At 75.8% G+C, this 26,667-nt stretch carries 21 protein-coding genes; 11 read left to right on the forward strand and 10 right to left on the reverse strand.

Annotated features, from left to right (window positions below; genetic code table 11):
* Positions 1–8 precede the first annotated feature (8 nt).
* From AC4OR8_RS06255 to AC4OR8_RS06265, 3 genes are all read left to right on the forward strand, one after another.
* Positions 9–1,268 carry a PucR family transcriptional regulator gene (locus AC4OR8_RS06255; RefSeq protein ID WP_492164674.1) on the forward strand — a complete coding sequence of 420 codons (1,260 nt, stop codon included), beginning with the start codon at positions 9–11 and terminating at the stop codon, positions 1,266–1,268.
* A 163-nt stretch (positions 1,269–1,431) separates the two neighbouring features.
* Positions 1,432–3,789, forward strand: a complete 2,358-nt coding sequence (locus AC4OR8_RS06260; protein WP_492164675.1) for a molybdopterin cofactor-binding domain-containing protein — start codon at positions 1,432–1,434, stop codon at positions 3,787–3,789.
* A 13-nt stretch (positions 3,790–3,802) separates the two neighbouring features.
* Positions 3,803–4,273: a (2Fe-2S)-binding protein gene (locus AC4OR8_RS06265; RefSeq protein WP_492164676.1), complete on the forward strand. Its 471-nt coding sequence runs from the start codon at positions 3,803–3,805 to the stop codon at positions 4,271–4,273.
* A gap of 13 nt (positions 4,274–4,286) precedes the next feature.
* Here the strand turns inward: AC4OR8_RS06265 and AC4OR8_RS06270 are convergent, their stop codons facing one another.
* Complete coding sequence (locus AC4OR8_RS06270) at positions 4,287–6,311, reverse strand: sensor histidine kinase (protein WP_492164677.1); 2,025 nt, start codon at positions 6,309–6,311, stop codon at positions 4,287–4,289.
* Between the two features lie 176 nt (positions 6,312–6,487).
* Between AC4OR8_RS06270 and purF the strand changes: the two genes are divergently transcribed.
* From purF to AC4OR8_RS06285, 3 genes are all read left to right on the forward strand, one after another.
* Complete coding sequence (gene purF / locus AC4OR8_RS06275; protein ID WP_492164678.1) at positions 6,488–8,032, forward strand: amidophosphoribosyltransferase; 1,545 nt, start codon at positions 6,488–6,490, stop codon at positions 8,030–8,032.
* Between the two features lie 27 nt (positions 8,033–8,059).
* Complete coding sequence (gene purM, locus AC4OR8_RS06280; protein ID WP_492164679.1) at positions 8,060–9,139, forward strand: phosphoribosylformylglycinamidine cyclo-ligase; 1,080 nt, start codon at positions 8,060–8,062, stop codon at positions 9,137–9,139.
* A gap of 154 nt (positions 9,140–9,293) precedes the next feature.
* Complete coding sequence (locus tag AC4OR8_RS06285) at positions 9,294–9,479, forward strand: DUF3073 domain-containing protein (RefSeq protein ID WP_492164680.1); 186 nt, start codon at positions 9,294–9,296, stop codon at positions 9,477–9,479.
* Between the two features lie 66 nt (positions 9,480–9,545).
* On the opposite strand, the gene AC4OR8_RS06290 is transcribed toward AC4OR8_RS06285, so the two are convergent.
* The 5 genes from AC4OR8_RS06290 to AC4OR8_RS06310 all read right to left on the reverse strand — a co-directional run bounded on the left by AC4OR8_RS06290 (position 9,546) and on the right by AC4OR8_RS06310 (position 14,752).
* Positions 9,546–10,664 carry a Glu/Leu/Phe/Val family dehydrogenase gene (locus tag AC4OR8_RS06290; RefSeq protein ID WP_492164681.1) on the reverse strand — a complete coding sequence of 373 codons (1,119 nt, stop codon included), beginning with the start codon at positions 10,662–10,664 and terminating at the stop codon, positions 9,546–9,548.
* An 82-nt stretch (positions 10,665–10,746) separates the two neighbouring features.
* The gene (locus AC4OR8_RS06295; RefSeq protein ID WP_492164682.1) at positions 10,747–12,183 is read right to left on the reverse strand and encodes a hypothetical protein; all 1,437 of its coding nucleotides are present in this window, start codon (positions 12,181–12,183) and stop codon (positions 10,747–10,749) included.
* Positions 12,180–13,409: an AGE family epimerase/isomerase gene (locus AC4OR8_RS06300; RefSeq protein ID WP_492164683.1), complete on the reverse strand. Its 1,230-nt coding sequence runs from the start codon at positions 13,407–13,409 to the stop codon at positions 12,180–12,182. Before AC4OR8_RS06300 ends, AC4OR8_RS06295 begins: the two co-directional genes overlap by 4 nt.
* A 23-nt stretch (positions 13,410–13,432) precedes the next feature.
* Positions 13,433–13,780 (reverse strand): hypothetical protein, encoded by a 348-nt coding sequence (locus tag AC4OR8_RS06305; protein ID WP_492164684.1) that lies wholly within the window; start codon positions 13,778–13,780, stop codon positions 13,433–13,435.
* A gap of 12 nt (positions 13,781–13,792) precedes the next feature.
* Positions 13,793–14,752, reverse strand: a complete 960-nt coding sequence (locus AC4OR8_RS06310; protein WP_492164685.1) for a lipid kinase — start codon at positions 14,750–14,752, stop codon at positions 13,793–13,795.
* A 284-nt stretch (positions 14,753–15,036) separates the two neighbouring features.
* On the opposite strand from AC4OR8_RS06310, the gene AC4OR8_RS06315 reads away from it, so the two are divergent.
* Positions 15,037–15,870: a winged helix-turn-helix domain-containing protein gene (locus AC4OR8_RS06315; RefSeq protein ID WP_492164686.1), complete on the forward strand. Its 834-nt coding sequence runs from the start codon at positions 15,037–15,039 to the stop codon at positions 15,868–15,870.
* A 25-nt stretch (positions 15,871–15,895) separates the two neighbouring features.
* On the opposite strand, the gene AC4OR8_RS06320 is transcribed toward AC4OR8_RS06315, so the two are convergent.
* Complete coding sequence (locus tag AC4OR8_RS06320; RefSeq protein WP_492164687.1) at positions 15,896–18,772, reverse strand: ATP-binding protein; 2,877 nt, start codon at positions 18,770–18,772, stop codon at positions 15,896–15,898.
* A gap of 213 nt (positions 18,773–18,985) precedes the next feature.
* The gene (locus tag AC4OR8_RS06325; RefSeq protein WP_492164688.1) at positions 18,986–21,478 is read right to left on the reverse strand and encodes an SCO7613 C-terminal domain-containing membrane protein; all 2,493 of its coding nucleotides are present in this window, start codon (positions 21,476–21,478) and stop codon (positions 18,986–18,988) included.
* A 146-nt stretch (positions 21,479–21,624) separates the two neighbouring features.
* On the opposite strand from AC4OR8_RS06325, the gene AC4OR8_RS06330 reads away from it, so the two are divergent.
* From AC4OR8_RS06330 to AC4OR8_RS06345, 4 genes are all read left to right on the forward strand, one after another.
* Entirely contained in the window at positions 21,625–22,434 is an 810-nt protein-coding gene (locus AC4OR8_RS06330; protein ID WP_492164689.1) for an SDR family oxidoreductase, read from the forward strand.
* A 128-nt stretch (positions 22,435–22,562) separates the two neighbouring features.
* Complete coding sequence (locus AC4OR8_RS06335; protein WP_492164690.1) at positions 22,563–23,288, forward strand: hypothetical protein; 726 nt, start codon at positions 22,563–22,565, stop codon at positions 23,286–23,288.
* A gap of 10 nt (positions 23,289–23,298) precedes the next feature.
* Entirely contained in the window at positions 23,299–23,682 is a 384-nt protein-coding gene (locus AC4OR8_RS06340) for a hypothetical protein (protein WP_492164691.1), read from the forward strand.
* Positions 23,683–23,776: 94 nt separating this feature from the next.
* Positions 23,777–24,217: a hypothetical protein gene (locus AC4OR8_RS06345; protein WP_492164692.1), complete on the forward strand. Its 441-nt coding sequence runs from the start codon at positions 23,777–23,779 to the stop codon at positions 24,215–24,217.
* A 27-nt stretch (positions 24,218–24,244) separates the two neighbouring features.
* On the opposite strand, the gene AC4OR8_RS06350 is transcribed toward AC4OR8_RS06345, so the two are convergent.
* A complete protein-coding gene (locus AC4OR8_RS06350) occupies positions 24,245–24,430 on the reverse strand; it encodes a YbdD/YjiX family protein (RefSeq protein ID WP_492164693.1) in 186 nt (61 codons plus the stop codon).
* On the reverse strand, positions 24,427–26,646 hold the full coding sequence (locus tag AC4OR8_RS06355) for a carbon starvation CstA family protein (RefSeq protein WP_492164694.1): 2,220 nt from the start codon (positions 26,644–26,646) through the stop codon (positions 24,427–24,429). Before AC4OR8_RS06355 ends, AC4OR8_RS06350 begins: the two co-directional genes overlap by 4 nt.
* Positions 26,647–26,667 lie beyond the last annotated feature (21 nt).

The raw sequence follows: 26,667 nt of genomic DNA on the forward strand, positions 1-26,667 counted from the left end.
TGCCCGGTGTGCACGACGACACGCTGGCCCTGCTGCGGGCCCACCGCGCCGCACGGCTGGAGCCGCTGACCGAGCGGCTGGTGGCGATCATCGAGGGCAGCAACCCGGGCTACCAGGCGCGCCGCGTCGTGCCGCACGACGACCTGTGGCGCTCCTGCCACGACAACATCGAGCGGGTGCTGGAGCTCCTCGTGGTCGGGCGCGGCGGCGACTCCGCCCACGACCCGGCCTACGACGCCGCCCGGGAGACCGGACGACGGCGCGCCGAGCAGGGCCTGCCGCTCGACGACGTGCTGCGGTCCTACCGCATGGGCGGGCGGATGATCTGGGACGACCTGCTCGCCCAAGCCGACCCCGACCAGGCCGACCCCGACCAGGCCCACCTCGACCGGGCCCCCCTCGACGAGGCCGACCCCGCTCAGGCGGGGCCGGCGCCGGCGGGGCCGGCGCTGGCCGGCGGAGAGCTGCGCGAGGTGGGCAGCCGGCTCTGGGAGGTCGTCGACGAGACCTCGGCGCAGGTGGCAGCGGCGTACCACGCCCACGAGCGGGCGGTGGTGCGCGCCGACGAGCAGCAGCGCGCCGAGCTGTGGGAGGGCCTGCTGAGCGGGCGCGCCCAGGAGCCGTCGTTCGCCTTCGAGGCCGCCCGCATCCTCGACCTGCCGGTCTCCGGCGACTTCCTCGTCGTGCTCGGCGACGGCGTCGACCCCGCGCGCGCCGAGGGCCTGCTCGCACCCCACGCCTCGGCCTGGGTGCGTCGCACCGGCGGGGTGGTGGGCCTGGTCGCGCTGCGGGAGGACTCGCCGGCCGAGGCGCTGGCCCGCCTCGAACGGGTGGCCGCCGGCACCGTCGGCCTGGGAGTCTCGGTGGTGGTCGCCGGCCTCGCCGGGGTGGCCGCCGGGTTCCGCCAGGCCTCCCTGGCCCTGCGCACGGTGGACGGCGACGGCACCGTGGCCACCTTCGACGCCCGGCTCCCCGAGGCGCTGCTGATGAGCTCGCCGGAGGTCGCCGCCCGGCTGGTGGCGGTGTGGCTGGGCCCGTTGCTCGCGCTCCCGCGCGCCGAGCTCGCTCCGCTGCTCGACACCCTCGAGGCGTGGGTGGCCAGCGGCGGGTCGCCCACGACCACGGCGCAGCAGGTGCACTGCCACCGCAACACCGTGCTCAACCGGATGCGGCGCGTGGCCGACCTGACCGGTGTGGAGGTGCTCACCGGCCCGCCGCCGATCGAGCTCGACCTGGCGCTGCGGGCGCTGCGCACCGGTCGCGGCTGACCTCGCCCCCGCTGCGGGAAGCCGGTGCGCCGGGTGTGCACCGTGCACAGTGCCGTGCGTCACATGGTGGGCAGGCAGCCACTGGTGACTGACAGTGCCGCCTGTCACTCTTGCGGTCTCGGGCGGCTTCATGGGGGAGCTCCCGGACCTGTGGGAGGACCGCATGACCGAGCTCCACGCCCAGCAGGGCGACGCCGGCGCCGCCGCCCCGGCCGCCCTGGGCCGCCGCCGCTTCATCGGCTACGTGATGGCCGGCACCACGCTCGTCGTGGCCGCCGACCTCGCCTCCACCCGCTCGCGCGCCGCCGGCGCGGTGCCCTCGGGACCGCAGCTGCCCGAGCTGTACGACCTCGAGGACCTGCAGACCGACTCCGCGCTGCCGACGTCGCAGCTGATCACGGTGACCATCAACACCGACGGCACCGCCAGCTTCGCGCTGCCCCGTGCCGAGGTCGGCCAGGGGGTGGTCACCTCCACGACGATGATCCTCGCCGAGGAGCTCGACCTGCCGATGAGCAAGGTCAAGGTCACGCTCGCCCCGGCCCGCCCCGAGCTGGTGTTCAACCAGCTCACCGGCGGCTCCAACACCACGTTCTCGACCTACACCCCGATCCGGGTGGCCGGCGCGATCGCCCGCCAGCAGCTCCTGGAGGCCGCGGCCCTCCTGTTCGGCACCACCGCCGACCGCCTCACCACCACCGGTGGCGTCATCAGCGACACCGCCGGCAACAGCGCGACGTACGGCGAGCTGAGCCTCGACGCCGCCAGCCAGGTGGTGAAGGCCGTGGAGGTCGTGCTGCGCCCCGAGGAGGAGTTCCGCCTCATCGGCACGCCGAAGAACCGCCTCGACGCCCGCGCGGCCGTGACGGGCAAGAAGGACTTCACCACCGACCTCGACGTGCCCGGCGCACTGCCGACCATGGTCTGCCGCGCCCCCGAGCACGGCGGCACCCCCGTGCAGGACGGGCTGCGCAACGCCTCGGCGGTCAGGGCGATGCCCGGCGTCACCCACGTCGTGCAGGTGAGCACCGGCATCGCCGTGCGCGCCAAGACGTTCGGCCAGTGCATCGACGCGATCCGCGCGATGGAGGTGGAGTGGAACCCCGGCACGGCCAGCGGGGAGAACGACGAGACCGTGCTCGCGGGCCTCAGGCGCGCCGAGCTGCCGCTGGTGGTGCCCGACGTGCCGGTGCTCGCGGAGCAGGTCGACACCGAGTTCGAGTTCATGTTCCGCAGCAGCGCCGCGCTGGAGCCCTACTGCGCGATCGCCGACGTCCGCGACGACGGCGCCGAGATCTGGGCCGGCCTCAAGGTGCCGATCCTGGCCCAGGAGAACATCGCGCTGATGCTGGGCCTGCCGATCCCGTCGGTGAAGGTCAACGTGATCACCGGCGGCGGGTCGTTCGGCCACAAGCTCTTCGGCGACCACGCCATCGAGGCCGCGGAGACCAGCCGGGCCATGGGCGTGCCGGTCAAGCTGATGTGGCACCGCGCCGACGAGCCGCGCCAGGGACGCCTGCACCCGATGTGCACGTCACGGGTGCGCGCCACGATGCTCGCCGGGCAGGTGCTCAGCTTCGAGCAGCGCCACACCAGCGTCGTCACCGACTTCAGCCACGGCCTCGGCGAGATCCTCACCTCCACCGCCGACGAGCTGCCCACCGAGGTCGGCCGCGCGCTGGGCGGGCTGACGTTCTCCCAGTCGATCTTCACCCTGACCCAGGAGCTGCCCTACGACTTCGGGGTGGTCACCCAGCTGCTCAACGAGACCGACGACCGCTTTCGCACCGGGTCGATGCGCAACATCTACTCACCCGACGTCGCCGTGGCCGCCGAGCTCACCATCGACCAGCTGGCGAAGAAGGCCGGCAAGGACCCGATGGACTTCCGCCTGGAGTTCCTCAAGAACGACCGGGTCAAGGCCGTGCTGCAGAAGGTGCGCCGCGAGGGCCAGTGGGGCCGGCCGCTGCCGAAGGGCGTCGCGCAGGGCGTGGCGATCCACAAGGAGTACAAGGGCGCCACCGCCGTGCTGGTCGAGATCGACACCCGCCCGGCCACCGTGCAGCGCGACCTGGGACCCGAGACCTACACCGGCCCGCGGGTGACCAAGGTGGTCGTCGCCGTCGACTGCGGCCTGGTGATCAACCCCCGCGGGGTCGAGGCGCAGATGCAGGGCGGGGTGATGGACGGCATCGCGATGACCCTCACCAGCTCGTGCCACCTGAAGAACGGCCGGTTCCTCGAGGCCAGCTGGGACAACTACTTCTACACCCGGCAGTGGAACGTGCCGCCGGAGGTCGAGGTGCACGTCATGGAGTCCGACTCGCGCACCCCCGGCGGGGTCGGCGAGGCCGCGGTGGGCTCCACCGCCGCCGCGGTGGCCTGCGCGTACGCCCGCGCCACCGGCCAGCTGCCGACGCGCTTCCCGATCAACCACGACGAGCCGATCGCCTTCAAGCCGAAGTCGTTCGTGCCGCCCGTGCCCCCCTCGCCCACCAACGGGCTCAAGCTCACCTACTGACCAGGAGCCCGACATGGCGAAGCAGACCTTCATCCTCAACGGCAAGCCGGTCACGGTGAACGTGAACGACGACGTGCGCGTGCTGTGGGTGCTGCGTGACCTGCTCGGGGTCACCGGCCCCAAGTACGGCTGCGGCATCAACGTGTGCAAGGCGTGCACCTCGCACGTGAACGGCCGGGCGTTCAACCCGTGCGCGGTGCGCGTCGGCGACCTGCGACCCAAGGACCGCGTCACCACCATCGAGGGCCTGGCCGACGGCGGTCGGCTGCACCCGATGCAGCAGGCGTGGATCGACCGCGACGTCGCCCAGTGCGGCTACTGCCAGCCCGGCCAGATCATGGCCGCGGTGGCGCTGGTGCGCAAGGTGCGTCGCGAGGGCCGCGCGATCAGCGAGCGCGACCTCGACACCATCCGCAACATCTGCCGCTGCGGCACCTACACCCGCATCCGTGAGGCCATCCTGCAGGGCGCCCGCGACATGTGAGCACGCACCCGGGTCAGGGTGCGGGCAGCGACAACCGGAACGTGCTGCCGCGACCCGGCGCGGAGTGCACCTCGATGCGGCCGTGGTGGGCCGCGGCGATGCGCGCGACGATCGCCAGGCCCAGCCCGGTGCCGGGCTGCGACAGCGCGGCGGGGTTGGTGGAGCGGAAGAACTCCTCGAAGAGCCGCTCCTGGTCGCCCGCCGAGATGCCGATGCCCTCGTCGGTGACCTCGGCGACGACCTGGGCCGCCCCGGAGTCGGTGAGTCCGCGGCGCAGCGTGAGGCACACCTGCCCACCGCGGGGGGTGTACTTGACGGCGTTGCTCACCAGGTTGGTGAGGGCGCGGTCGAGGTCCTCGGGGTCACCGGCGACCACCAGCCGCTCGGGCGGCGCAGCGAGGTCGTCGAGGTGCACGCCGCGGCGCTGCGCGTCGACCCGCACCAGGTCGAGGACGTCCTGGGCCACCTGCCGCAGGTCGACCGGCCGGGCGTCCACCTCGCGGTGGGGGTCGCCGACGCGGGAGAGCAGCAGCAGGTCGTCGACGATGCGCGCGAGTCGGGTCGTGCCGCGGCCCATCGCCTCCAGCGAGGCCCGGGTGCGCTGGGGGAGCTCGTCGAGGACCCCGAGCAGCTCGAGGTGGCCCATCACCGAGGTCAGCGGGCTCTTCAGCTCGTGCGAGACCGTGGCGATCAGGCGGCTCTTGTAGGCGTCCAGGGCCTGCAGCTCGCGCACCAGCTCGTGCTCGCGCTCGAAGCCGCGGGTGTTGAGCACCACCCGGCCCAGGTCGTGGCCGATGTCGAGGGCCGCGCCGACCTGGGCGTCGCTCCACTCCGGGCAGGCGACGCTGCGGGTGAGCACCAGGTTGCCGAGGCACTCGGGGCCGGCACCGATCGGCACGAAGAGGATCGAGCCCACCCCGATGGTCTCGAGGAACGCCACCACGGCCTGGTGGTCGGCGGCCGTGAGCTCGGCGTGGCCGGTGCGGGTGACGTCGACGACCTCGACGTGCTGACGGGTCCAGAACTCCCGGGCGGCCAGCTCGGCGACGCGCACCAGCCGCGGGGGCAGCACGACGTCGCTGCCGTCGTTGGCCATCAGCGCGCCGGCACCGGTGCCGGCGGAGCCGAACACCTGGATCCACATGCCGACGGCCCCGAAGCCCTCCGCCAGGGCGGTGCCGGTCTCGGCGAGGATCTGGTCGAGCCCCACGTGGGTGCTGGTGCGCCGCACCACCTCGCGCGCGGTCGTGGCCAGGCGCACCTGCTCCGCGAGCTCCTCGCGCTCGAGGGTGAGGGTGGCGGCGTGGGCGGCCTGGCGCACGTACTCCTCGAGCACGCGCAGCCGCTCGGGCCCCGGACGGCGTCCGTCGAGCGGCACGTCGATCGACATCAGCCCGATGATGCGCCCGTCGGTGCCGTGGAGCGGGGCGCACAGCAGGTCGAGGGGGTGCCAGGCGTCGGGCACGTCGAGCGGCACGATGTCGGGCACCCACCCGCCGACGCCGAAGTCGACGCCCAGCTCGGCCAGGCGGGTGTGCGGCACGAAGCGCAGGGAGCCCCAGGTCTCGGCGACCGCGAGCTCGGCGCCGAGGTCGGCCAGGGCGGTGCGGGTGCCGAGAAGGATCGCGGAGGCCTTGGCGTCGCCGGCGACCGCCACGACCTCCAGGAAGTCGGCGTCGCGCACCAGTGACACCGCGGCGACGCCGAAGCCGCCGATGCGGGTCACGCCGTCGGCGATCACCTGCAGGCTCTCGCTGACCACGGGGGGCGGGGGCAGCGCGGGCCGCGCCGGCCCGCCGTCGGCGCCGGTGGCGCTGCGGGTGGTGCCGGGGCCGCCCGTACCTCCGGCGTGACCGGCCGACGTGCCGCCGGGGCCGTTCGCCGAGCCGCCCGTCGCAGCGTTGGCGGGCCCGCTGGTGGGGCTGCCGGTGGGGCTGCCGGTGGGGTCGCGGCGCCCGGGGGTGCCGCCGCCGCCGCGCTCGGCGCGGGCCGCGCGGGCAGGGGAGGGCACGGAGGCACGGCGGCTGCGCAGGGCCATGGCGTCCCCTTCCTCGGCGGCGGGGGACGCCCGGAGCGGCAGGTCCTCCCGTTCTGTCGAGAGTAGGCCCCGGGTGTGCGTCCTGACCGCCGTTCTGCACAAGCGGGCGGGGCGTGGGGCCGGGTGCGGCCCCGCGCGGACCGCTGCTGCCCCCCGGTGGCCCTAGACTGGGGGTCGTGCCCTACATCAGCAGCGCGCGCAAGGGTGGGGACGGCCGTCTCACCACCGCTCTCGACCCGCAGGACCAGGGCCCCCAGGACGCCTGTGGCGTGTTCGGCGTGTGGGCCCCCGGGGAGGACGTCGCCAAGCTGACCTACTTCGGTCTCTACGCCCTGCAGCACCGCGGCCAGGAGTCGGCAGGCATCGCGGTCTCCAACGGCCGCCAGATCCTGGTGTACAAGGACATGGGCCTGGTCTCGCAGGTCTTCGACGAGACCACCCTCGACTCCCTCAAGGGCCACCTCGCCATCGGCCACTCGCGCTACTCCACCACCGGCGCCAGCACCTGGCAGAACGCCCAGCCGACGTTCCGCCCGACCGTCGACGGCTCGATCGCCCTGGGCCACAACGGCAACCTGATCAACTCCCACGAGCTGCGCGCGCTGGTCGACGCCCTGCCGGGCCCCGACGACGAGCTCGACCTGCACACCCGGCCCGTGGAGACCTCCACCAACGACACCGGCCTGGTCACCGCGCTGCTGGCCCACCACCCCGACACCTCGCTGGAGCAGCGGGCCCTCGAGGTGCTGCCGCAGCTGCGCGGGGCGTTCTGCCTGGTGTGGATGAACGAGGACACCCTCTACGCCGCCCGCGACCCCCAGGGCATCCGCCCGCTGGTGCTGGGCCGCCTCGACCGCGGCTGGGTGGTGGCCTCCGAGGACGCCGCGCTGGCCACCATCGGCGCCTCGGTGGTGCGCGAGGTCGAGCCCGGCGAGATGATCGTCATCGACCACAACGGGCTGCGCTCCCACCGCTTCGCCGAGACCGCCCGCAAGGGCTGCGTCTTCGAGTACGTCTACCTCGCCCGCCCCGACGCCACCATCGCGGGGCGCAGCGTGCACGAGTCGCGCGTCGAGATGGGCCGCCAGCTGGCCCGCGAGTTCCCGGTCGAGGCCGACCTGGTGATCCCGGTGCCGGAGTCGGGCACCCCGGCCGCCGCCGGGTACGCCGAGGAGAGCGGCATCCCGTTCGGCCAGGGGTTCGTGAAGAACGCCTACGTCGGGCGCACCTTCATCCAGCCCAGCCAGACCCTGCGCCAGCTCGGCATCCGCCTGAAGCTGAACGCGCTCGAGCACATGATCCGCGGCAAGCGCATCGTGGTGGTCGACGACTCGATCGTGCGCGGCAACACCCAGCGCGCGCAGGTGCGGATGCTGCGCGAGGCCGGCGCCCTCGAGGTGCACGTGCGGATCTCCTCACCGCCGGTGAAGTGGCCGTGCTTCTACGGCATCGACTTCGCCACCCGCGCCGAGCTCATCGCCAACGGCCTCTCGCCCGCCGAGATCGCCGCCAGCGTGGGCGCCGACACCCTCGGCTACATCTCGCTGGAGGGGATGGTCGAGTCGACCCGGCAGCCGCAGGACACCCTGTGCCAGGCCTGCTTCACCGGCGAGTACCCCGTGGAGCTGCCCGACGAGAGCCTGCTCGGCAAGCACCTGCTCGAGGCGACGCTGCAGTCCCCGACGCTGGGCAAGGCCCTGCCCGTCCTGAACAACCCCTGACCCCACCCCTCCACCGCAGGAGCCCGCGTGACCGAGTCCAACGCCTACGCCGAGGCGGGCGTCAACATCGAGGCGGCCGACAAGGCCATCGAGCTGATGAAGGTGTGGGTCGACAAGGCCCGCCGCCCCGAGGTGATCGGCGGGCTCGGCGGCTTCGCCGGGCTCTTCGACGCCTCCGCGCTCACCCGCTACGAGCGGCCCCTGCTGGCCACCTCCACCGACGGCGTCGGCACCAAGGTCGCGGTGGCCCAGGCGATGGACGTGCACGACACCATCGGCTTCGACCTCGTCGGCATGGTCGTCGACGACCTGGTCGTGTGCGGCGCGGAGCCGCTGTTCATGACCGACTACATCGCCACCGGCCGGGTGGTGCCCGAGCGGATCGCCGCGATCGTCAAGGGCATCGCCGAGGCCTGCCTGGAGGCCGGCTGCGCGCTCATCGGCGGTGAGACCGCCGAGCACCCCGGGCTGCTCGCGCCCGACGAGTACGACGTGGCCGGCGCCACCACCGGTGTCGTCGAGGCCGACCGGCTGCTCGGCCCCGGACGGGTGCGCCCCGGCGACGTCGTCCTGGCGATGGAGGCCAGCGGCCTGCACTCCAACGGCTACTCCCTCGTGCGCCACGTGCTGCTCGGCGCCCCGGCCGACGGCGGCGCCGGCTGGGCCCTCGACCGCGACGTGCCCGAGCTGGGCCGCACCCTCGGCGAGGAGCTGCTCACGCCCACGCGCATCTACGCCAAGCCCTGCCTCGCGCTGGCCGCGGCCACCGACGTGCACGCCATGTCGCACGTCACCGGCGGTGGCCTGGCCGCCAACCTGGAGCGGGTGATGCCCGAGGAGCTGGTGGCGGTGCTCGACCGCGCCACCTGGACCCCGCAGCCGGTCTTCGACCTGGTGCGCCGGGTCGGCTCGGTGTCGCAGGCCGACCTCGAGGCCACCTTGAACTGCGGCGTCGGCATGGTGGCGCTGCTGCCGGCCGCCGACGTCGACCGCGCCGTGGCGCTGCTGGCCGGGCACGGCGTGCGCGCGTGGGTGGCCGGTCACGTGCGCGCCAGCGACCAGGACGGCGGGCGCGTGCTGCTCACCGGGCAGCACCCCGGCTGGTGACCCCCGGCAGGGCCCCGCGGCGACCCGCGGGGGCTCGCAGGGGGGGGTTGGTGTGCGGGAACAGCCGACCAGCAGGTAGCGTTGGCGCCACGAGTATCCGAGAGACAGCCCGGGCGCCATCGGCCCCGGCCGAGCGTGCGAGGGGGCTGACCCTATGGGGCGCGGCCGAGCTAAGGCCAAGCAGACGAAGGTCGCCCGCGACCTGAAGTACCGCACTCACGAGACGGACTTCGGGGCGCTGGCGAGCGAGCTGCACGGCGAGAGTCATGAGGGCACCACCGACGACGTCGAGCCGGAAGTGCTCGAGAAGTGGTCGGACTACGTCGACCCGGAGCGCTGACCCCACCCGCTGCGGCCCGTCCGGGCCCGGCGGGACCCCGCCGCTGAGCGGCGGGGACCCTCCGGCCTAGGCGACCCAGATGCCGCGCAGGCGGCCGACCTCACGCACGCGAGCCTCGGCCAGCCGGTCGGCGGCCGCTGCGGGTGAGACCCCCTCGGCCGCGGCCAGCGCGAGCACCCGGCGCGTGGTCTCCCCGATGCCGTGCGCGCGCTCGCGTGCCCGCTCGAAGGAGAACCCGCGCGGGTCGAGCTCGTCGGCGACCTGGACCAGGCCGCCGGCGTTCACGCAGTAGTCGGGCGCGTAGACGACCCCGCGGTCGAGCAGCGACTTCTCGACGCCGGGGTGGGCGAGCTGGTTGTTGGCCGCACCGCACACCACGGTGGCGCGCAGCGTCTCCACGACCTCGTCGTCGACCGCACCACCGAGGGCGCAGGGGGCGTAGACGTCCAGCGGGCCGGCGACCAGCTCGGCGGTCGAGCCGAGCGCGCGCACGCCCGGGTGGGCGGCCAGCACGGCGTCCACGGCGGGTCTGTGCACGTCGGTGACGACCACGTCGGCGCCGTCGGCGACGAGCAGGTCGACGAGGTGACCGCCGACCTTGCCGACGCCGGCGACCCCGACGGTGCGTCCGGCGAGGTCGCTCGCGCCCCAGGCGTGCTCGGCGCAGGCGCGCATGCCCTGGAACACGCCGTACGCGGTGAGCACGGAGCTGTCGCCGGCGCCGCCGTGGGCGACGCTGCGTCCGGTGACGTGGTCGCACTCGCGGGCGACGTGGTCCATGTCGCCGGAGTCCGTGCCGACGTCGCAGGCGGTGCGGTAGCGCCCGCCGAGCGACTGCACGAACCGGCCGTAGGCCCGCAGCAGCGCCTCGGACTTCAGGGTGCGCGGGTCGCCGATGATCACGGCCTTGCCGCCACCGAGGTCGAGCCCGGCCAGCGCCGCCTTGTAGGTCATGCCCCGCGACAGGTCCAGCACGTCGCGCACGGCGTCGGCCGTCGTGGCGTAGGGGTGGAAGCGGGTGCCGCCCAGGGCCGGGCCCAGCGCGGTGGAGTGGATGGCCACGACGGCGCGCAGGCCGGTGGCGGGGTCGTTGGCGAACACGACCTGCTCGTGCTCGGCGCCGGCCTCGAAGACGTCGAGGGGGGCGGGCGGTCGGTCGGGAACGGGGACGGGCGTCTCGGGCATGGTGGTGCCGCTCTCTGCTGGGCCACGGGGTGGTGTGGCGTCGGGTGGGCGACCCGCAGGGGTGGCGCAGGTCACCCCCAGCCTAGGACCGGCCCGCCGCCCGGGCGAGCACGACGCGGCCGTGAGTGCCGTAGCCCGGCAGCGGCCCGCCGTGCGGCGTCCCGTCGAAGGTGACCATCAGCCAGTCGCCGCCCGTGTCGCCCGTGTCGCCGTCCAGGCGGACGAGGGTGGGCCACGGGATGTTCGTCGGGTACGGCGCGTCGAGCAGCCCGACGTCGTCGAGGTCGAGGTCGAGCACGGCGTGCTGGGCGCGCTGGCCGCGCCTGCCGTCGCGACCGTCGCTGACCAGCACCCGCCACTCGCCGTCGAGGCGCAGCAGGGTGGTGCCCTCGGTGGCCCGGCGCTGCGGCGAGGCGCCACGCAGCGTCAGGTCGTCGAGGGCGGGTCCGGCGGCCAGCGCGGGGTGGAAGTCGAAGAACCGCCGCGCCGACACGAAGCCCACCAGCCAGCCGTCGTCGACGCGCACGAGGTGGGGGTCCCAGGTGCCGACCGACGCCAGGCCGTCGACGGGCAGCGGCAGCGCGCGGGCGTCGAGCAGGTGGCGCCCGCTCAGCAGGTCGGTGCCGGGCGGCGGCTCGGCGAGCGTCACCGACACCCCTGCGTCGACCAGGTCGCGGTCGAAGTCGCCCCAGGTGCTGGTGGCGACCAGCCAGCGGCCGTCGTCGTGCACGAGGTGGGTGGCGTGGTCGCCGTACGCCCCGGGTCGCCGCGCCTCGGGCGGGCGGCGGAAGAACAGGTCGGCGCGGTGCTCGAGCGCGGGGCGCGCGGGGTCGAGCGCCCAGACCGAGGTGTGGGCGGTGTCGAAGAAGCCGGGGCCGGCGCTGGTGGCGGTCAGCAGCACCGGCCCGGGGCCGCCGTCCGACGCCGGGGGGCGGTACGGCGAGCCGTCGGCCCGGGTCACCAGCCGCAGGTCGCGCAGGCCGAGCTGCCCGAAGCCGCCGGCGCGCAGCCGGGCCGGGCCGGGGCCCGAGGCGCGGTGGCCGCTCACCAGCGCGGCCAGCCAGGCCTCGTCGCGCGGGTCGAGACCGTGGTCGGCGGCGAGGTCGACCCGCGCCCGCGCCGTCCAGGCCGCGCCGTCGCGGGTGAACGCGGTGAGGTGGGTGCCGGTGAGGGCGAGCGCGAGGGCCTGCGGGGGCGCGGGCGGACGGGCGTGGCGGCGGCTGCGGTGGGTGCGGCTCCCCGCGGCTGTGCTCACCTCGAGCGCCACCTCCCCGCCGTTCCAGGTGGCGCGCAGCCGGTCGACGCCGGAGGTCAGCTCCAGCACCAGGTCGCCGAGGTCGCCGAGGTCGCCCGGGCCGGCGAGCTCGGCCTCCACGGCGGCGTACGGCGCGGGGTGGGGGGTGGGGTGGTGCGACGAGGGGCCCGGGTCGGCCAGGTCGACGAGCACCGACCCCGGCGCCACGACGTCGACGGGGCGCAGCTGGGCCACCTCCTCGAACGGTGGCAGCGGGGAGCTCACGGCGCCACCTCCGGACCCAGGGGCGGTGTGGTGAGGGCCAGCGCGCCGAGGGCGTGGTAGGCGTCGGGCCGACCGGTCCAGGTGGTGGCCGACGGGCCCAGCCGCGGCGACAGCTCGTGGCGCCACGACCCGCGCTCGGCGTCGACGAACCACCGCTCGGCCAGGCGCCACCACGCCTCGCGCAGGGCCGGTGGTCGGGGGTCGTCGGGGAAGGCGCCGGCCAGGGCGTCGGCGGCGAGCAGCGCCTCGCACACCACCCAGTGGAAGCGCTCCTCGACCACCGGGCGGCCCGACCAGTCGACGGTGTAGACGAAGCCGGTGCGGCCGTCGTCGGTGTCGGCGGCCGCACGCGCGAACAGCCGCTGCGCCCAGGACAGCAGGTCGGGGTCGGGCGCGAGGTCGGCGGCGGCGCGGGCGTCGTGCAGCTGCACCAGCAGCCGCGCCCACTCGAACCCGTGGCCCGGTGTGGACCCGTAGGGGCGGAAGGGGTCGTCGGGGCGGTCGCGGCGGTGCTCGGGCAGCGGGGTCCACCGACCGTCGTGGTGCTCGACGACGCGCCAGTCGGTGGCGCCGGCGGGACCCACCAGCGCCCGCGCGACCGACGTGGCGCGCTCGAGCCACGCGGGGTCGCCGGTGGTGCGGGCCGCGGCCAGGAACGCCTCCACGGCGTGCATGTTGCTGTTGGCGCCGCGGTAGTCGTCGAGCACCGACCAGGCGGCGTCCCACTCCTCGCGGCAGCGTCCGGCGGCGTCGTCCCAGAAGCGGTCGAGCACCGTGGCGGCGGCGGCGTCGAGCAGCGCGGCCCCGCCCGGCACCCCGGCATCGGTGGCCGCGCACGCCGCGAGCAGCACGAACGCGTGCTCGTAGCAGGCCTTGGTGTCGTCGACCGGGCCGGCGGGGCCGGTGGCCCGCACGGTGCGCCACCAGCCGCCGTGCGCGGGGTCGGCGAACCCGCCCAGGGCCGCGACGCCGTGGGCGGCCAGCCGGGCCGCGTCGACGCCGGCGGGGGCGAGCCCGCGGGAGTGGGCCAGGGAGAAGACGTAGGTGCAGCGCGCGACGATCCACAGCTCGAGGGCGTCGCGCTCGAGCACGGCGCCGTCGTCGTCGAGCCAGCCGAAGCCGCGCTCCACCTCGGCGCCGGCGGTCACCACGAGCAGCCGGGCGGCCTGCTCACGGCGCCAGACGGGCGCGCCGACCGGTCGGGGATCGGGGGCCGGGGAGGTCACCCGACGAGGGTAGGGGAGCGGCGTCAGGCGAGGACGACGACCAGGCCGACCAGGCCAGGGATCGTGCCGAGCAGCAGCCACGGGCTCAGCGGCGAGCGCTTGTGGATGGCCAGCCCCGCGGCCACGGCCACCACGCCGAAGCCGGCGGCGATCACCGAGAGGCCGACGCGGGCGGCGACCTCGGACTCGTCGATGAAGAACGCCGAGATCAGCAGGCCCACCGAGAGGTGCAGGATGGTGGTCACGGCCAGAGCCGACATCACCCACTGCTGCACGGCGGTCAGCGCGCGCGCCGACGTCGGCGTCGGCGGGTGGGCGGGGTCGATCAGGTGCCGGGCCCGTCGCGGGGGCGGCGGCGTGGGGGAGGTCATGGCCCTGCCAGCCTACGGGCGGTCGGGCGGTCGGGTCGCCCGGGCGCCGTCCAGCTCGGCGGCCCGGCTGTCCTGGGGCACCACCACGTGCAGGGCGTTGCGCTCCACCTCGAACGTCGCGGGCGTCGTGGCGGCGATCTCGCCGTCGAGGTTCACCGGCAGCGGCTCGTCGGTGACCACCCGCACCCGCCGGGTCGTGAAGTGGTGGGCCAGGTGGTGCTCGAGGAACGCGCCGTCCTTGAGCAGCCGGGCGATGGAGACGTGGTCGCGCAGCCGGCCCTGCTCGACGGCGTACACGTCGAGCAGGTGGTCGTCGACCGAGGCGTTTGGCGCCACCGCGTTGCCGCCGCCGTAGTGGCGCCCGTTGCCCACCGCGACCTGCATCAGGTCGCGCAGCTCGACGTTCTCGTGGTCGCCGTCGGGGAACTCCAGGCGCGCGGCGAACGGGCGGTGGCCGCGGTAGGCGCGCAGCGTCGCGACGGGGTAGGCCACCGGTCCGAGCCGCCGCTTCAGCCGCGGGCTCAGCCGCTCGGTCACCCCCACCGACAGCCCGAGCGAGGCGACGTTGAGGAACGCGCGGCCGTCGACGCGGCCCAGGTCGACGTCGACCACCCGGCCGGTGGCGAGGTGGCCGACCGCCGCGGCGAGGTCGTCGGGGACCTCGAGGGTGCGGGCGAAGTCGTTGGCGGTGCCGAGCGGCAGCACGCCCAGCGCGGTGTCGGTGCCGGCCACCCGGCCGGCCGCACAGCTCACCGACCCGTCGCCGCCCCCGACCACCAGCAGCTCGGGCGAGTCGGCCAGCACGGCGTCCAGCGTGGACGCCAGCTCGCCGCCCGTGGCGACCGACAGCAGCCGCGCCTCCCCGAGACCCGCCCCGGCGAGCAGGCCGGGGAGCCGGGCATGGGCCGCGGCGCCGGTGCGGGCGCCGGTGTTGACGACGACGGTCGTGCGGGCGGGGTCGAGGAGCGGCATGGCACCGACGCTACGGCGTCGCGATGAGGTGCGGATGAGCCGATGCTGTGGGTGCCCTGTGTGCCTTGTGGCCAGTGCCCGGTGACTCGCGCCGACCGGCGTACCTGAGGGCGCGGACCCGCGGGGGGCGCTCACGCCCACGTGGTGCTCGCACTTGTCGGCCCGGACCCGCACTTGTCGGCCCACGCGACGGCCGACAGGTGCGGGTTTCACCAGCCGGCTGGTGAAACCCGCGGCGCGGCAAAGGCCGGACGCCGGGGACGCCGGGGCCTAGCCTGGCCCGCATGTCGTCGTCGGTGGTGCTGGTCGCCCCGTCGGCCGCGCCGCAGCCCGCGCACCCGGGGCCGGCCGACCGGCTGGCCGAGGTGGTGGTGGCCGCCGGTCACGTCGCCGAGTGGACCGCCGACCCCGACGTCGCGGCCGAGCTGGTGACCACGCTCGACCCGGCGGTGGTGGTCGTCGGTCCGGGGGTCGACGCGCTGACGTTCCTCACCCGGCTGCGGACGTGGTCGACGGTGCCCGTCGTGGTCGTCGTCGGCTCCGCCGCTGATCCCGACCCCGACCCCGACCCCGACGCCGACCCCGACGCCGACCCCGACGAGGGTGCCGCCCCGGGGTGCGACGACCAGGCGCAGGTCGCCCTGCTGGACGCCGGGGCCGACGACGTCGTCACGCTGGGGCGCGGCGTCGCGCTCGCCGGGGCCCGGCTGCGGGCGCTGGAGCGCCGCCGACTCGGGGGCGCCGGTGGCCGCCACCTGCACTGCGGTCGTCTGGCCGTCGACCTGGCGGAGCGCAGCGTGCGCCGCGACGGCGCGGAGGTGCGGCTGACCCCCACCGAGTGGCGGATCCTCGCGGCGCTGGCCGCGCGGCCCGGCGTCCTGATGACCCACCGCCGCCTGTTGGACGAGGCGTGGGGCACCCACCACGGCGACGAGACCCGGGACGCGCTGCGGGCGCACGTGCGCTCCCTGCGCGCGAAGCTCGGCGACGACGCCGCCGCGCCCACCTACATCCGCACCGAGAGCGGCACGGGCTACCGCTGGATCGCGGTGCCCACAGGGCCCACACCGCCGACAGCGCCGACAGCGCCGACGTCCACCGGCGACGCGCGCGGCTGAGGAGGGCCCGGCCTGGGGCCCGGGCTCAGCGGAAGCGGGGGAGGGCGACCCGCACCGTCGTGCCGAGGCCCGGCTCGGAGGTGACCGAGATGCGCCCGCCGTGGCCCTCGACGACCGAGCGGGCGATGGCCAGGCCCAGGCCCGTGCCCTGGGCGACGGCCTCCGTGGCCGCGTCGGCGCGGTAGAAGGGGTCGAAGACGCGGTCGCGCTCCCCGGCGGCGATGCCGATGCCGTCGTCGGTCACCTCGAGCACCACCAGCCCGTCCAGCCCGGACTCCCCGTCCAGCTCGTCGTGCCCGGACCGCACGGCGACGCAGACCTGCACGTGCCCGCCGTCGGGGGTGAACTTCACGGCGTTGGCCAGCAGGTCGACCACGACCCGTTCGAGCTGAGCGGCGTCACCGACGACGACCGCCGGGGTCGACGACTGCTGGTGGGTCAGCTCGACCGCGCGGGGCCCGACGACGTCGGTGACGCCCACGACGGCGCGGCGCACGACGTCGTCGAGGTCGAGCCGGTCGGCAGCCAGGGGCAGCGCACCGGACTCGAGGCGGGTGAGGTCGAGCAGGTTCTCGATCAGCCGCAGCAGGCGCCGGCCGTTGCGCTCGACGCGGTCGACCAGGCCCTGCTGGCGGGGGGTGAGGTCGCCCACGGCGCCTGAGCCGAGCACCTGGGTGAACCCGAGCACCGAGGTGAGGGGGGTGCGCAGCTCGTGGCTGACGCAGGCGACGAAGTCGTTCTTCATGCGGTCGAGCTCGGAGAGGCGCCCCACGGCGCGACGCTCGTGCTCCAGCGCGGCGCCGAGCGCCTCCTCGGTGCGGCGCCGCTCGGTGACGTCCTGTGCCACACCCACCAGGCCCACCACGGTGCCCCGGTGGTCGCGCAGCCGGTCGAGCATCAGGCTCACCGTGAGCCGACCGCCGTCGGCCCGCACCAGCGTCCAGTCGCCGTCGGCGGCGCCCCGGCACGACGCCAGGGCCAGGAGCAGCTCGTGGGTGGGCGGCACACCGAGGCGGGCGGCCTGGTCGGCCACCTCGGCGGGGTCGAACAGGGAGAGCAGGGTGACGTCGCCGACGACGTCACCGGTGGCTCCGGCGGCCGGCCACCCCAGCGCGGTGCGCGCGCCGCGGTTGCAGAAGGTGAGCCGGCCGGTCGCGTCGGCGCCGAGGATGACGGTGCCGGTGGTGGCGTCGAGCACCGTCTGCAGCTGCAGGGCCGTGCGGCGCTGCTCGGTGACGTCGAGGCCGGTCATCACCACGGTGGGGTCGGCGGTGGGGTGGCGCAGCAGCGCGAGGCTGGTCAGCACCACCTGCGGATCGTCGTCGACACCGCGCCACAGCACCTCCACGACCTGCGGCTCGGCGCCCGCGAGACAGCCGGCCAGGGCCCGTTCGAAGGCGGCGGCCTCGCCGGGGCACAGCAGGCCGGTGGCGGGGTGGCCGGTCAGGCAGCCGTCGGCGCGGCCGGTGGCCAGCTCGGTGGCCCGGTTGGCCTCCAGCACGCGACCGCTCGCGTCGAGGACCACCACGAGGGAGCCGACGCTGTCGAGGACGGCCTGGGTGCGGTCCCGTTCGTGGCTGAGCTCGGCCTGGGACGTGCGGACGTCGGTCAGGTCGACCAGCTGGGCCAGCACGTGCTCGCCGTCGACCGCGTCGGGCAGCCACGACAGCCCCAGGCGCACGCACCGCTCCGGGGCGGTGGGCAGCCACGCCTCGGCCTCCCAGCGCGACCAGCCGCCGGGACCCAGGCCGGCCACGGCGGCGTCCACGCGGGCCAGCTGCGACAGGGTGAGCCCCTGGGTCCAGGGCCGGCCGAGCAGCGCCTCCGGGGTGGTGTCGAGCAGGACCGCGGCGGTCGCGTTGGCCTCCACGACGACCAGCCCGTCGGGGCCGGGACGGAGCACCAGCACGCCGGTCAGCGAGTCGAGGACGCCGCGGCGCCACCGCTCCCGCTCGCCGTCGGCGAGGTGGAGGGCCTCGCCGCGCTGGGCCATCGCCACCACCACCGGGAGGGTGGCCAGCGCCAGGGCGACGACGAAGCCCTGGGCGAGCTCGCCGGCCAGCACGGCGCTGTCGCCCTCGCCCACCGGCCCGCGGCCGCCGCCGGTGAGCAGGGTGACCGCCGCCGCGGTGACCAGCAGCTGGGCGCACGCCACGGCGCCGGGCAGGCGCGCTGCGGCCCACACCAGCACCGGGACGGGCAGGATCGCCAGCGGCACGCCGTCGGTGCGGCCGAACGCGACGAGCACGGCCGCCGCGAGGAACGAGGTCTGCGCCGCGGTCTCGACGGTGCGCTGGCGCGTGGGCAGCGACCGGGGGTGGTCGACCAGCACCAGCCCGAGCGGGACCACCGCGAGCAGGGAGGCGGCATGGGTGAACAGCACCGTGCGGGCCGCAGCGAGCACCGCGGAGGTGTCGCCGGAGCTGACCACCGCGACGGCGCCGGCCGCCAGCAGCGCGGCGGTGGCCGCGCCGGCCGCGGTCGCGAGCAGCAGCCGCCCGAGGGCGTCGAAGGTGCGCAGGTGGGGACGGGACGGCTGGGCCCCGAGCACGGCTGCCGCGGCGATCGCCGACGCCACGTCGGCCACGGCGAGCAGCACCGCCAGGGTCGGCGGACGCCCGGCGAGCAGGCCTGCGGCCACCAGCACGACGACCACCGCGGTGGCCGCGGCGGGGCGGTGAGCACGCTCGACCAGCACCAGCAGGAGGGCGGCCGCGCCCGTCGCGGGCCACCACGCCGCGGCGTGCGACCCCTGGGGGGTCGAGGCCACGGCGACGACGGTGAGCGCGGCGGTCAGGGTCAGGGCCAGGGCCAGCACCGGGGTGGTCAGCGCGCGCGGCGCACGACGGCCCGCGCCCGGGGGGCGCGTGGTCGCCGCCGGTCGCGCCGCGGTGTCGATCACCTGTGCATCGTGGGCCAGTCCGCGGCACGGCACCGGGCCTACACAACATCTTCATGCCGCCCGGCGGCGGCCGTGGCGGGGGGCCGCGGCACCGGTCGGGGGCCGCCGCGACCGGACCCGTCGTCGCACGACCCGCCGGCCGTCCCGCTGCTCCGTGACAACTGTCAAGACAGCGGATCGCGTCGGCCGGGCGCGAGCGGCGCCGGCGTGGAATCAGTGCAGCCGGGCGAGCAGGTCGCCCGCCGTCCGCAGCTCGCTCAGGCGCCTCTCCCAGGTCGTGCCCAGCACGGTGAGCGTCGTGCCGGCCAGCCCGATGAGCACCCACTGGGGCGTCACCGCCGCCCACGGCGCCACCTCGGCGAGCACCAGCAGGCCGCCGACGGCGCCGCCCACCAGCAGCGGCGCGGCGGCGCGGAGGTGGGCGCCGAGGACCACCAGGACGAGGCAGGCCACGCCGAGCACCGCCGCCCGCAGCGAGACCACGTCGCCGCTGACGACGACGTGCAGCAGGGTGGGGGTCGTGGCCAGCAGCAGGCCGGCGCCCAGGGCCCGCCAGCTGGTGGTGGCGGGGTCGCGGTGCAGCCGGGCCGCGCCGAGCACCAGCAGGGCGATCGCCGCGGGCAGCGTGTAGGCCTCCGGGGCGCTCACGCCGGCGTCGGCGAGCCGCACCCAGGTGGCCGCGGTCAGCAGCAGCCCGCCGGCCCAGCCGGCCTCTCGCCGCGCCGGGTGCACCAGTGCGGTGGCCACCACGATCGCGCCGGCCAGCGTGAGGTGGAGCGCGAGGGCGGGGGCGAGGTCGGGCGCCACCTCCAGGCCGTGCACCGCACCGAGGGCGCCGGCGACCACTGCGGTGCCCTCGGCGTGGGGGCGGGGTCGCAGGAGCGCGACCAGGCCCACGGCGACGAGCAGCACCGGGCCGCGGGCGGCCGGGTCGGCCCCGGCCACCTCGAGCGCGGCCCACACCGCCCAGGCGGCGCCGCCGGCCACCACCACGTCGGCGGCGCGACGGACGCAGGGGAGCGCTCCGGGCGCCCCGGCGAGCGCGGCCAGCACGCTCGCCGTGGCCAGCGCTCCGCCCAGGACGGCGCTCGGCAGCGCCACCACCACGGCGCCGGTGAGGAGCACCAGCCCGGCGAGCACGGGTGCGGTCGCTCGTCGGCGCGCGGTCGCGACCAGGCCGGCCCCCGCGACGCCCGGCACCAGCGCCACCGCGGCCAGCGGGGCGCCGGCCAGCACCAGCCACCCGGTCACCGCCACCCCGACCACCCCGGCCACCCCGGCCAGCGCCGCCACCCCGGCCGCCTCGCGGGCGGCGGGAGCCGCGGCCAGGCGGAGGGTGACGACGCCGAGCAGGGCGGGCGCGAGCAGTGCCGGCAGCAGGAGCCACGGCGTCGTCGCGCCGGCGAGCACCGGCACCCGGACGTCGGCGTCGCGCGTCAGGGGGGCACCCACGGCGGCGAGGCCGGCGGCGGCCTCCGCCAGCCCGTGCAGCCCCACGACCACGAGCGGCGCGGCACCCAGCACTGCGGGGGCCAGCGCGGCCGCCCGCAGTGCAGTGCCGACCGCCCCCACCGCCCGGGTGCGCAGCACCGCAGCAGCGAGCGCGCCGGCGGCGACGACCACGGCCGTCACGGGCACGGACCGGTCGGCGCCCGCGTCGACCAGGGGCAGCACCCCCGCGAGCACGACCAGCGTCCCGGCCGCGGCCGCGCCGGGCAGGAGCACGACCCGGTCGCCGCGGGAGAGGAGCGCAGGCAGCAGGGCCGTGGCGGCGCCGAGCAGCAGGACCCGGCCGCCGCTACCGCCCCAGAGCCCGGCCGCGGTGACGGACCCGCCGACGGCGGCGAGCCCCAGCACCTCGGCCAGGGCGTCGCCCACCAGCACCAGCCAGGCCGCGGTGCCGCCCGCCAGGGCGACGACCGGGAGGGGGGTGGCCCGCAGCGGGCGGGCGAGCAGGGCGAGCGCGGCGTGCGCCGCGACCGCGGTGGCAGCCACCGGCCACAGTGCGTCGGTGGTCGTGGCGACCACCGCGCCGGTGGCGGCGACCGCCACCCCGAGCGTGGTCGCGAGCTGGGGGGCGAGCAGGGCGGTGCGGGGGGCGAGCAGGGCCAGGGCGGCGGCCACCAGCGCGACCCCGGTGACGACGAGCCCGCCGCCGGGGCCGCGGTCGCCGAGCCAGCCCGCGGACAGCGCACCGGCGACGTCGAGCGCCACCAGGCCGAGCGCCACGGTGGTCAGCGCCTCCGCGGCGAGCCGCAGCCCGCGGCGGGCCAGGTGGTGGCCCAGGAGCGCGGTGGCGCCGGTCAGCGCCACCAGGGTGGCCGTGCGGCCGCCGACGCCGAGCCACGACCAGGCCACCGCCAGGAACGTGAGCGCGGCGACCAGCAGGCAGAGGGCGCCGAGGCCCAGCAGCAGGCGCGGCACGGACGCCACGGAGAGACGGCCGGCGCGGCCGGCGCCGTCCGTGCGGTCCCCGCGGTCGGTGGCGGGGTGGCGGGGCAGGTCGGCCACGCCTGCGAAGGCCGGGAGCGGGCCGGCGTCGGCGCGCAGGACGACGAGCAGCCGGTCGGCCTCGCCGAGGGTGGCCAGCAGCGCGGTGGCGACCGGTCCGCGCAGCGGGAGGGCGCACCGGGGACAGGCCGCCGGGGCGGCGACGAGGTCGCTGCGGCAGTCGGGGCACCGCGTCGGGTCGGCGTAGGGAGACATGCCCCGACCCTCGCGTGGCACCGGCCCGGGCGGCAGCGTCGTCGTACTCCTCGGGCCTGAGTACGCGACCTCAGACCGGGCCAGCAGGCCGGGTGTGACGGGATCGGCCCTGTCGCCGAGGTGTTACCGACTGGTAGGCATGGGGCATGAGTCCTCAGACCGTCCTCGTCACCGGCGCCGCCGCCGGCATCGGCCGCGCCACCGCCCTCCGCTTCGCCCGGGAGGGCTGGACGGTGGGCGCCTACGACATCGACGCCGACGGCCTGGCCTCGCTGGCCACCGCCGTGGAGGCCCTCGGCACCGGCGGCCGGGTGGTGACCGGCCACCTCGACGTGCGCGACGCCGCCCAGTACGCCGAGCGGGTGGACGAGCTGGTGGCGCAGACCGGGCGCCTCGACGTGCTGGTCAACAACGCCGGCATCCTGCTGGCCGGGCAGTTCGCCGAGATGGACGTGACCGCCCACCACCGTGAGATCGACGTCAACGTCAAGGGCGTGGTCAACGGCCTGCACGCCGGCTTCGAGCCGCTGCGCGCGACCGCCGCCACCGCCGGCGTCGCCACCGTGGTCAACCTCGCCTCCGCCTCGGCCATCTACGGCCAGGCCGAGCTGGCCAACTACAGCGCCACCAAGTTCTTCCTGCGCGGCATCACCGAGGCCCTCGACCTCGAGTGGGGCCGCCACGGCGTGCGGGTGGTGGCGATGTGGCCGCTGTTCGTGCAGACCGCGATGACCCGCGACGTGCACACCGCCACCACGGACTCCCTGGGCGTCAACCTCGGCCCCGACGAGGTGGCGGTGGCCATCTGGGACGCCGTGCACCCCGCAGCGGCGCGGCGCCTGGTGCACCAGGTGCACTTCCCGGTGGGCCGCCAGACCAAGGCGATGGCGCTCGGTGCGCGCTTCTCCCCGGCGTGGCTGACCCGCCAGGTGAACAAGCACTTCGCCGGCGTCTGAGGGCGGCCGCTACGGTCGGCGTGAGCACACCACGCCCCGGGCGCCGACCGGCCGGGCACCGACCCTCCGGAGGACCTGTGACCGACCGCCGTCCCCGTGGACCCCGAGCACCCCGTGGACCCCGCGCCGTGGGCGCCGCCCTGGGCAGGGGCCGTGACCGGGTGACCGGCGTGCTGGGCCAGCGCTACCCCACGGTCGCGGTGACCGGGATGACCGGCGTCGGGAAGACCGAGCTGGTCGACCACCTGTGCGGCCGGCCCTCCGCCGACGGCACGCCCGAGGCGGGCTCGGCGGTGCTCGAGCGTCGGGTGCACCGCGGGTCGCGGCTGACCGGGTTCCGCTTCCGGGTCGTGCCCGGCGACAACGCCGCCACCCGCCTCGGCGCCCTCGACGAGGTGTTCCACGACGACCCGGTCGACGGCGTGCTGCACGTCGTCGCCGACGGCCACGCCACCGGACGTCGTCCGGCCGGCACCAGCGGCGCCGCCGTGGTGACCCGCGAGCAGCAGCTGGCCGCCGAGCTCGAGGACTGGACCGTCACCGCCCACCGCATCGCCGCGATGGCCGTGCGCCGCTCGCGCCCGACCTGGCTGGTCGTGGTGGTGACCAAGGTCGACCTGTTCGCCGAGTCGGTCGACGACGTGGTGCGCTCCTACTCCCCGGGCAGCGGCACGCCGTTCGGCGACCGCCTCGACGACCTGCGCTCCCTCGCCGGGGCCGCCAACCTGTCGGTCGACGTGCTGCCGGCGTGCAGCCACCTCGAGGACCTCGACGGCGCGGTCTCCACCGAGCAGCGCGACCGGTACCTGCGCGCGCTCGAGGCGCGCATGGCGCAGCTGTCCGGCCACGTCTGAGGCCACGGTCGTGTCGCGCCCGCCCCACGAGAACGTCGCGACCGTGCTCGTCGACCCCGGCGTGCTGCGCGAGCTCGAGCTCGACCTGATGGCGCTGGACCTGTGGGTGTGGCCGGTGGCGACCTCCCCGGTCCACCCCGACGGTCCCCGGGCGGCGTTCCAGGTGCGGCGCCGCCTGGTCGAGGCCCGCCGCGGCGCCTGGGACCTCGCGGCCGGCTGGACGCCGGTCCTGGTGTCCTTCGGCGCGAGCTGGTACGTCGACGACGACCCGCTGCCGTGGGCCGCCCACGTCGCGCTGTGGGAGGCGCTGGGCCGCCACGCCGACCACGTGCGCCACACGCGGCGCCTCGGCGGGGTGCCGCGGCTGCCCGTGGCGCGGGAGCGGACCTGCTGAGCGACCCCGACCACCCACCCGTCAGGATGGGATCGGCCGCCCCCCTGCGGGGTACCACCGCAGGGACCAGCACGACGACGGAGGAGGACGCGCGATGATCGGGCTCATCACAGGGCTGTGGGTGACGAACATGATCGTCGGCAGCTACCTGTTCTCGTTCACCCTCGGGGCCGGGCGCCCCGACAGCACGGCACGGGCCACCTCGCTGCACCCGGCCGTGGTGTTCACCCACGCCTCGCTGGCCTTCCTCGGCATCACCGTCTGGCTCGTCTACGTCTTCACCGGCGCGGAGGTCGCGGCGTGGCTGGCGCTCGCCGAGCTGCTCGTCGCCGCGGTGCTGGGCCACTCGCTGAGCCACCGCACCCTGCACAAGGACAAGGCGCCGGTCACCGTCGCTGCGGGCGCGATCCGCCACGACGCAGGCGACTGGGCCCGCGCCGAGGACCAGATGCCGCGCGCCGCGATCCACCTGCACGGCGGCATCGCCGCGCTGCTGATCGTCGGGGTCGCCCTGGTGGGCTTCGGCGTCCTCTGACCCGGCAGCCCTTCGTCGGCACCCGCGTCAGCAGCAGCGGCCCTGCGTCGAGGTCTCCCGGTGCTCGTCGCGGTGGCGCTCGAACGCCCGCCGGGTCATCGGCGCGGTGCCCTCGCGGGCGCAGCGCGCCAGGTAGGCGTCCCAGCGGCCCTCGCCGCTGAGCTCGCGGGCGTACCACCGCACGCCCGCCAGCGCCCGGCGCACGGCGCTCACCGTCGTCCGCCGGTGCCCGCGCCGGTCCCGACGCCCTCGGCCCGCTCGGCCTCCCAGGCCGCGACCGCGGCCTTCTCCTCGCGGGTGGCGAAGAAGTCCGACGGCGCCACCAGGCGCGAGGGCACGGCCGGCACCTCGGTGGTCGGCAGCGAGCCGGCACGCAGGGCACGCACCCAGATCACCGCGGCGTTGGCCACGATGACGATCACCAGCAGCGCGAAGCTGGCCTGCAGGACGCCGTTGACGGTGGAGTTGGTGATCACGGTGTCCATCTGCGAGGCGTCGGTGGCCGGCGCCAGCACCTCGCCGGCGTCGCGGGCCGTGCGGTAGCGGTCGGCCTGGGCGAGGTAGCCGATGGCGGGGTTGTCGGAGAACACCTTCTGGTAGCTGGCGGTCATCGTGGTGACCAGGTCCCAGGCCAGCGGCACCGCGGGCACCCACACCCAGCGGACCCACCCGTGCTTGAGGAACAGCGTCACGCACAGGGTCAGCGCGATCGCGGCGAGCAGCTGGTTGGCGATCCCGAACAGCGGGAAGAGCTGGTTGATGCCACCGAGCGGGTCGGTGACGCCGACGTAGAGCATGTAGCCCCAGCAGCCGACGACCGCCGCGGAGGAGATCCAGGCGGCGGGCTTCCACGAGGTGTCGGCGAACCGCGGCCACACGTTGCCGACGGTGTCCTGCAGCATGAAGCGGCCCACGCGGGTGCCGGCGTCCACGGCGGTCAGGATGAACAGCGCCTCGAACATGATCGCGAAGTGGTACCAGAACGCCGCCAGGCCACCGCCGAAGGCGTCGCTGAAGATCGTGGAGATGCCGAACGCCAGGGTCGGGGCGCCGCCGGTGCGGGAGACCAGGTCCTCCTCGACCGACGCGGTGGCGGCCTGCAGCTGCTCGGGGGTGAGGGAGAAGCCGAGGCCGTTGACGAAGGCGACGGCGCCCTCGACGGTGCCGCCGGTCACCGCGGCGGGGGCGTTGATGGAGAAGTAGAGGCCCTGGTCGATGACCGAGGCCGCGATGAGCGCGGAGATGGCCACGAACGACTCCATCAGCATGCCGCCGTACCCGATCATCCGCACCTGGCTCTCCTTGGCCAGCATCTTCGGCGTCGTGCCGGAGGCGATGAGCGCGTGGAAGCCCGACAGCGCCCCGCAGGCGATGGTGATGAACAGGAACGGGAACAGCTTGCCGGCGAAGACCGGGCCGTCGCCGCTGGTGGCGAAGGACGACACCGCGTCGTTGGCCAGCACCGGTCGGGCCAGCACCATGCCGACCGCGAGCAGCAGGATCACGCCGATCTTCATGAACGTGGAGAGGTAGTCGCGCGGGGTGAGCAGCATCCACACCGGCAGGATCGAGGCGACGAAGCCGTAGACCACCAGGGCGATGGTGAGCGTCTCGGGCGACAGGGTCAGGTCGTCGCCCAGCGCGGAGCCCTCCACGTAGCCGCCGCCGACGATGGCGAGCAGCAGCAGGACGACGCCGATGGCGGTCACCTCGAGCACCTGCCCGGGCCGCCAGAAGCGCAGGTAGAAGCCCATGAACAGCGCGATCGGGATCGTCAGGCCGATCGAGAACACGCCCCACGGCGACTCCGCCAGGGCGTTGACCACCACGAGCGCCAGCACCGCCAGGATGATGATCATGATCGCGAAGACCGCGACCAGGGCGGCGGTGCCGCCGATCACGCCGATCTCCTCGCGCACCATCTGGCCCAGGCTCTTGCCGTCGCGCCGCATCGACAGGAACAGCACCACCATGTCCTGCACGGCACCGGCCGCGATGACGCCGACGATGATCCAGACCGTGCCGGGCAGGTAGCCCATCTGCGCGGCCAGCACCGGGCCGACCAGCGGCCCGGCGCCGGCGATCGCGGCGAAGTGGTGGCCGAACAGCACCCGGCGGTCGGTGACCTCGAAGTCGGTGCCGTTCTCCAGCCGCTCGGCCGGCGTCGCGCGGGTGTCGTCGAGGCGCAGCACCCGTCGGGCGATGAAGCGGGAGTAGAAGCGGTAGGCGATCAGGTACGACGACAGCGCGGCGAAGAGCACCCACAGCGCGGAGACCGACTCCCCCCGGTGGAGCGCCAGCACGCTCCAGCACACCGCGCCCACCAGCGCCACCGCGACCCACAGCGCGATCGAGCGCGGCGACATGCGGCCGCCACCGCTGTGGGGGGAGGGGCCGTCGGGCGGACGGGTCGTGGTGGACGTGGCCATGGCGGGCTCCTCCGAGTCGGT

It is taken from the genome of Nocardioides sp. FY1077 (assembly GCF_058681775.1).

Coding starts and splice junctions, on each gene's coding strand:
- AC4OR8_RS06260 (WP_492164675.1), top strand. CDS start 1,432: ATGACCGAGCTCCACGCCCAGCAGGGCGACGCCGGCGCCGCCGCCCCG.
- AC4OR8_RS06265 (WP_492164676.1), top strand. CDS start 3,803: ATGGCGAAGCAGACCTTCATCCTCAACGGCAAGCCGGTCACGGTGAAC.
- AC4OR8_RS06270 (WP_492164677.1), bottom strand. CDS start 6,311: ATGGCCCTGCGCAGCCGCCGTGCCTCCGTGCCCTCCCCTGCCCGCGCG.
- AC4OR8_RS06285 (WP_492164680.1), top strand. CDS start 9,294: ATGGGGCGCGGCCGAGCTAAGGCCAAGCAGACGAAGGTCGCCCGCGAC.
- AC4OR8_RS06290 (WP_492164681.1), bottom strand. CDS start 10,664: ATGCCCGAGACGCCCGTCCCCGTTCCCGACCGACCGCCCGCCCCCCTC.
- AC4OR8_RS06305 (WP_492164684.1), bottom strand. CDS start 13,780: ATGACCTCCCCCACGCCGCCGCCCCCGCGACGGGCCCGGCACCTGATC.
- AC4OR8_RS06310 (WP_492164685.1), bottom strand. CDS start 14,752: ATGCCGCTCCTCGACCCCGCCCGCACGACCGTCGTCGTCAACACCGGC.
- AC4OR8_RS06315 (WP_492164686.1), top strand. CDS start 15,037: ATGTCGTCGTCGGTGGTGCTGGTCGCCCCGTCGGCCGCGCCGCAGCCC.
- AC4OR8_RS06325 (WP_492164688.1), bottom strand. CDS start 21,478: ATGTCTCCCTACGCCGACCCGACGCGGTGCCCCGACTGCCGCAGCGAC.
- AC4OR8_RS06330 (WP_492164689.1), top strand. CDS start 21,625: ATGAGTCCTCAGACCGTCCTCGTCACCGGCGCCGCCGCCGGCATCGGC.
- AC4OR8_RS06345 (WP_492164692.1), top strand. CDS start 23,777: ATGATCGGGCTCATCACAGGGCTGTGGGTGACGAACATGATCGTCGGC.
- AC4OR8_RS06355 (WP_492164694.1), bottom strand. CDS start 26,646: ATGGCCACGTCCACCACGACCCGTCCGCCCGACGGCCCCTCCCCCCAC.